The organism is uncultured Mobiluncus sp., from assembly GCF_947254095.1.
Classification (GTDB): Bacteria; Actinomycetota; Actinomycetes; order Actinomycetales; family Actinomycetaceae; genus Mobiluncus.
Window position 1 is genome coordinate 1 of record NZ_CAMYBV010000036.1, and the last position, 6131, is coordinate 6131.

Annotated in this window: 3 protein-coding genes; 1 reads left to right on the plus strand and 2 read right to left on the minus strand. The window is 62.1% G+C overall.

All coding sequences use genetic code 11. The annotated features are described in order from the left end of the window. On the plus strand, nucleotides 1–1748 hold a 1748-nt coding region (locus Q0X47_RS08235), incomplete at its 5' end, for a hypothetical protein (RefSeq protein ID WP_297724913.1). Between the two features lie 548 nt (nucleotides 1749–2296). On the opposite strand, the gene Q0X47_RS08240 is transcribed toward Q0X47_RS08235, so the two are convergent. Both Q0X47_RS08240 and Q0X47_RS08245 read right to left on the minus strand, forming a co-directional pair. Beyond that, the gene (locus tag Q0X47_RS08240) at nucleotides 2297–5236 is read right to left on the minus strand and encodes an FAD-binding and (Fe-S)-binding domain-containing protein (protein WP_297724917.1); all 2940 of its coding nucleotides are present in this window, start codon (nucleotides 5234–5236) and stop codon (nucleotides 2297–2299) included. Nucleotides 5237–5240: 4 nt separating this feature from the next. Next, the gene (locus Q0X47_RS08245; RefSeq protein WP_297724920.1) at nucleotides 5241–5912 is read right to left on the minus strand and encodes a VTT domain-containing protein; all 672 of its coding nucleotides are present in this window, start codon (nucleotides 5910–5912) and stop codon (nucleotides 5241–5243) included. Nucleotides 5913–6131 lie beyond the last annotated feature (219 nt).

Here is a 6131-nt window from a genome sequence, read left to right on the forward strand (position 1 = left end):
GGCTCGCTAAAGTCCCGACGATTGAGGTTGCGATGTCGCTGTTTGAGTATGACCAAGGTCACCTGATTCCGGCCCAGTTTGGCCATCCCGTAGGGCCGGAAGCCCAGGGGGAGATTCTGGATTCTGTCCGCCGTCAGGTTCTCGAAGTCATTGCTCGCCCGCTTTTCCCCGTGACCTGGAACGATATGACTGTGTCGCCGGTGTCCGGGATGCCCGGAGAATTTGCGGAACCTGGGGCGGCACCAGGCCCGGAGGTTCCCGATGCGGACGGGACGGATTCTGGTTTTCCCCAAGAGTCCCCGCGTTTGACCGCTTTGGACGGTTCCGGCCAGGTTGTGCTGGTCGAAGTGGTGAATCGGCTGGATTCCAGCGGTTTAATTGCCGCTTTGGCCCGGCTCGGGGCGGTGTCGAACCTGGGGTGGAACGATTTAGCTGCCGCCTATCCCGGTGGGGTCAGCGCTTTTCGTTCCGGTTGGACCCAGTTCCGTGATGCTATGCCCCCGAACTTGGCGGCGGGGCCGCGCCTGATTTTGGTCGCCACCGAGATTGACCCCGATGTGCGCCCGGCCCTAGATGCTTTGACCCCCTCGGGGCTGGAAGTCCATCACGTCAGTGTGCGCGAGATGTCCAACGGGCGCCGTTTCTTAGATGTGCAGCGGGTCGCATCCTCGCTGTTCAGCCACGATATGAACTTGTTGGCGGGCCGGGGAGCCCGCATTCCGGCGATCACCTCCGCCACCGATGCGGATATGCAAAACGCGGAATCCGTGGTGCCCGAGGTGGCTCCCAGCCCGGAAGAGGTGCCGAGCGTGGGCTTTGCCGACCTGGCGACCCCGATGGCCTCCGGTTCGGTTCCCGCGGCGGTTGCGCCAGATAACGTGCCTGCCGGCTCGGCGCCCGCGGTGCCTGCCCCGGAACCGGCGGCAACCCCGGAACCTGCGACAACCGGCCTTGAGACCGCGGCGGAAAGTCCGGCTCCAGTTGATGAACCTGCGCTGCAAACCGGGTCGATTTCCCGTCACTCTATTATGGAGGTCGCCCGGTCTTCCGCGGTGTCTCCGCTGGCTGCAGGGGAGGACGAGGAGCCTGTGGAGTCGCTGTTTACCACTCATCACGGCAGCGTCGCGGAAAACGACGCCCCGTCCTTTGCGGACATTATTTCCGGCACCGATACCGGAGAATTCCAGACGGCTCATCACTCGCATCGGGCTGCCGCCAGTGAACAGACCCTGGAGGCCGAAGCGCAGGCGCAGGCCGAGAACGAGCCGACGCAACTCGAGGAACCCGCGCAATTTGAGCAACTCGAGGAACCCGGGGAACCTGAGCAAATGGAGCAGCCCGCCGAGTCCGCTGGTGCGGCAAACGCTAGTGCGGGGACTTGGGGAACACCGGAAACCCTAGAAACGCCGGAAACCCCGGAGGCGCTCGGCTCGGATCAGTCGGAGGCAAGCGACCTGCTGAACCGTGACGCCGCCGGTCTTGGGGTGATTGCCCAGGTGACCGGCGAGGACACGCCACTCATGGCCCTGGTGAACTTTGATGGAAGTGCGGCCGAAGTCAACGCTACCCTGGCGGAGCGCGGGGTCATTATCCTGGAAGGCCGCGAATTCGACGACCCCACTGAGGCGGCTGGGGTGCTCGGCCAAGAAGTTGATGGTTGGGAGTTCTGGCACTTGGGCTTCATCGATGGCCCGACCCTCGCCGAAGCTCAAGCTGAAATCAACGCTGAAATCGAGCGCAACCGCTAGGCTTCATGCCCTGAGACAATCCCGGCCCGGGCGTTAATCCTATTAATTCGCCCCGGTGTGCCATATATGGCACACCGAGCCATTTAAATAGGTTTTATTGCGTGTTTTAGTTCTGCGGGTCGTTCGCTCGGGGGCGCTCGCGAGAGGCGGAAGGGGGAGTACCCCCTCGCGTTTTGCGCGACTATTGTCGCAAAACGCTCACCCCCCAGCCTCTCGCTGAGTCGCCCCCAACGCTTCCTGCCCCAGCCAGGCTAAATTCCCGCGGACACTACCACGTCCCGCAGGGATACACTGCACACTCAGCCGGGCTAAATTCCGGTGTGTATTACCGGATTTCAGCGCTGTTTGGACGTGAAACTGTCCAGAGTTTCGGGGCGTGCGTGTTTTAAAGGTGGGATTTGGGCAGTAGCTGCCAATAATGGCAGCTACTGCCCAAATCCCACCTTATATCCGCAACCCAGCGAGTATCTCTTGATTTTTGGGAGCGAGCAATCCTGGATTCTCCGGATGTTTTCCCGGTGCCTTTTGGCTGAGCGCGGACCTGGAGGCTAGGCTTCGACGCGGGCGCTGGGCCCCAGCAGTAGTCGCGCCAGGTGAATCCCCTGGCTGCCGGCTAGCTGTTCTGCCTGGGTGCGGCAGCTGAAGCCGTCAGCCAGGAAAATCGCGTCCGGGTGTGCGCGCAGGGTGGGCAGCAAAGCGTGTTCCGCAATGCGTTTCGACACCTCGACGTGTTCCATGCCGAAATTGCCCGCCATGCCGCAGCAGCCCGCCAGTTCCACGACTTCCGCCCCGGTGGCCGCCAGCAACTTGCGGTCGGTTTCCCAACCCAGGACGCTGTAGTGGTGGCAATGCGGCTGGGCGACAACCTGCACACCTCGCAAATCCGGCAGCTGCCACACGTCCGGATTGGGTGCGGTGTCCGGATTGCTGAGCAGTTCCGCTAAAGTGCGCGTGGCCTGGGCAATCGCCTGGGCGCGCGGATCGTCGGGCAGCAAGCGTTCCAGGTCGTCGCGCAGGGTCGCGGTGCAGGACGGCTCCACGCCAACAATCGGAATTCCGTTGACCGCCAGTGGCCCCAGAATTTGGCACAAGCGCCGCATATTGCGCCGAGCCTTGTCCAGCTGGCCGGTAGTCACGTAGGTCAGCCCGCAGCAGGCTTGGGGTGGTACATACACCTGGTATCCCGCCGTTTCCAGCAGCTCCACCACCGCTTCGGCACCATCGGGGGCAATCCCCTCAGAGAAAGAATCCGCCCACACCGCCACCCACGGTTTAGCTTCGGGAGCGGGACGGCTATCCGCGCTTGCTGTCGAGGCGACGGCATTTACCTGCCCCGTAGTGTCCGGTGTCTGTTTCGTAGTTGGGGTCACAAGCCCGTTCGCGCCGATTTCCGGTTCCGCTGCGTTTCCGCCGTGGCGCCGCGTCCAATCCCGGAATGATTCGGGGGCAAAATGCGCCATCTGACGGCGTGAATCCAGCCCGAATAGTCGAAACACCAGACGGCGTATCCACGCGACCCCGAAAATGCTGTTGGCCAGGCTCGCTCCGCCGGGAATCCGGCGCGCCAAACGCAGCCAGCCCGGCAGGCGACCTAACAGGTAATGCGAACGCGGCCGCAAACTCCGGCGATAGGCCCGATACAGCGACTCGGACTTGTACGCCGCCATGTCAATCCCGGTCGGGCAGGCCGCGGAACAGGCCTTACACGCTAGACACAAATCGAGGGCGCGTAACAGGTTCGGGTCGCGGAAATCCCGAATGAGCGAGCCGTTCGTGACCTCTTGCAGCACCCGGGCGCGCCCGCGCGTGGCATCTTGTTCCTGGCCGGTAGCCAGGTAGCTGGGACACATCCAGGCACCGTTGATCTGGTCCATTGCCAAACATTTGCCAACGCCGGTGCAGCGATGCACGGCCGCGGTAAAATCCGTGTCTTTCGGAAAAGTAAAGCCTTGACCGGGCAAGGCCGGAATGGTCCGAGCCCCCGCCAGACGCAGATTCGCGTCCAGCGGATCGGGATCCACCAACACCCCCGGATTCAGCAAACCCCGCGGGTCAAACAGGGCTTTGACCTGTTTAAACAAACGAATCAGTGCAGGGGAATACATCCGCGGCAACAATTCGGAGCGGGCTCGGCCATCCCCGTGCTCGCCCGAAAGCGAACCGTGATGCTTCCCCACCAAGTCTGCGGCGCGCTCCAGGAACTCCCGAGAACGCCCTTGGTCAGCCGCCGCCCCCAACGGTAGGTTCAACCGCACGTGCAGGCAGCCGTCCCCGAGGTGCCCATAAAGCATCCCGTCCACGTCCATTTCCCGCATCAAATCAGTGAAATCTCGCAAATAAGCGGCCAAATTCTGGGGTGGAACCGCCGCGTCCTCCCAGCCCGGCCAGGCCGGGTCGTTCCCACTGCCGTCAGGGTTCAAGGGGGTCCGCCCGCCAAGCCCGGCTCCATCAGCGCGAATCCTCCAAAGTTTCGTGGCTTGCGTGGAGGGGGGCAGCACCAGGGTGGCGCGAGTGTTGGCGGCTTGTGCCAGGTCATTGGCCCGAGCCAGGGTTGTTTCCAGGTCCTCGGTGGCGCTGCCCATCTCTACCAGCAGCCAAGCGTTGCCCTCCGGCAGTTCGGGCAGCTCGCCAACCCCCGGCTTGTGCGCCAGAGTGTAAACCAGACGCGAATCCATGCCCTCCACCGCGAGGGGCGAAAAGTCGTTGATCAGCGGCACGTCGGTGGCGGCGGCAATTATGTCGGGGTATCCCAGCACCACTAGTACCGGCGCGGCCGGTACCGGCACCAAACGCAGGGTGGCGCGCAGCACGCTAACCAAAGTTCCCTCGCTACCCACCAAGAATTTCGCCAGGTCACGCCCATTTTCCGGCAGCAAGTGTTCCAGGGAATAGCCCGAAACTTGCCGGTGAAAACGCCCGCATTCCGTGCGAATCACGGCCAGGTTTTCATCAACTAAACGCTGTAAACCCGGCACCACGTCCAGTGCACCCTCACCCGAAGCGGCGTGAAATTCCCGCCCGAAACCGTCGATAACGTCCATCGAGATGACATTGTCGGCCACGCGCCCCCAGGCTTGGGCGTGCGGGCCACAGGCGTTGTTGCCAATCGAACCCCCGACGGTGGCCCGCGTCCAGGTGGACGGGTCAGGCCCAAATCGCAGACCAAAGGGCGCCCCGGCCTTTTGAATATCGGCGAGCACCACCCCCGGCTCCACCGTAATCTGGCGCGCGGAAGGGTCCAGGGACAAAATCCGGTTGCAGTGGTGAGACGTATCAATGACCAGGCCAGGCCCGATAGAGTTGCCGGAACATGAGGTTCCCCGGCCGCGCATCGTCAGGGGCACGCCAGCGGACAGGGCTTCCAAAATCGTGTCGCGCAGCTGGTCCAGGTTCTCCGGTTGGGCAATCCGGTCGGGCACGATGCGATAGTTTGAGGCGTCCGAAGCGTAAATGGCCCGGTTCAGGGGGTCTTGGAGGTATTTCACCATGGCCCTAGTGTATGTTACTTTTCCCGGTCTCCTGGCTATCCGTGGGCTTACTCAGAGCCTTTTTCAAAATCCCCAACCCGATAGGAATGACTGAAACCGCGATGATGATGACGGCGATGAGCTCCACGTTGTTGCGGATAAAGGGCACCCCCCCGAGCGAAATACCGGCGACGATGAACACGCCGGTCCAGGCAATACTGCCGATAACATTCCACAGGGTAAAGTGCGCCCAGCCGTAGCGGCCAATTCCGGCCGCGATAGGCACAAAAGTACGCACGAAAGGAACGAAACGGCCCAACACCACCGCCGGTCCACCCCACTTGCGAAAAAACACTTGAGCAGTCTGCAAATATTCGGTTTTCAGCACGCGCGCATCGGGTTTGAAAAACCGTTCGCCAAACAGCAGCCCGAACCAGTAGCCGACCTGGGCTCCGGCGATTGCCGCCACAATCAGCACGAACAGAATCACGGCGAGGTTCACCGGCATGCGGTCTTGCAGCAGCCCCAGCGCAAACAGCATCGAATCGCCGGGCAGCACCGGGAACAGCACTCCTGACTCGATGAACACGATGAGGGCGACGATGGCCACCATCCACACCCCGTAAGCCGAGATGAGGTGTTCCAACAGGGCGCCGGGATCTTTCAGCCAATCCAGCAAATTTGCAGTGAAAACCATGGTTCCAATCTTAATTAATACCGATAGTTGAGGATTCAGACCTCAAGAGCAAACGGGAGGTTATTGCAGCGCCCACGCTACGTCCTGGTCGGACAACGCGCCGGTGCCGCCCACGACGACACCGTGGGAGCCGGTGGAGGCCCACAATTCCTTCAAAAAGGCAGGTTTCGACCCGGCCGGGGGTACCAGCACAAGTTTCGCGCCTTGCTTGACCGTGTA

Bases quoted from the DNA above. Each gene is read 5' to 3' on its own strand.
- Q0X47_RS08240 (WP_297724917.1), bottom strand. From the start codon at position 5,236: ATGGTGAAATACCTCCAAGACCCCCTGAACCGGGCCATTTACGCTTCG.
- Q0X47_RS08245 (WP_297724920.1), bottom strand. From the start codon at position 5,912: ATGGTTTTCACTGCAAATTTGCTGGATTGGCTGAAAGATCCCGGCGCC.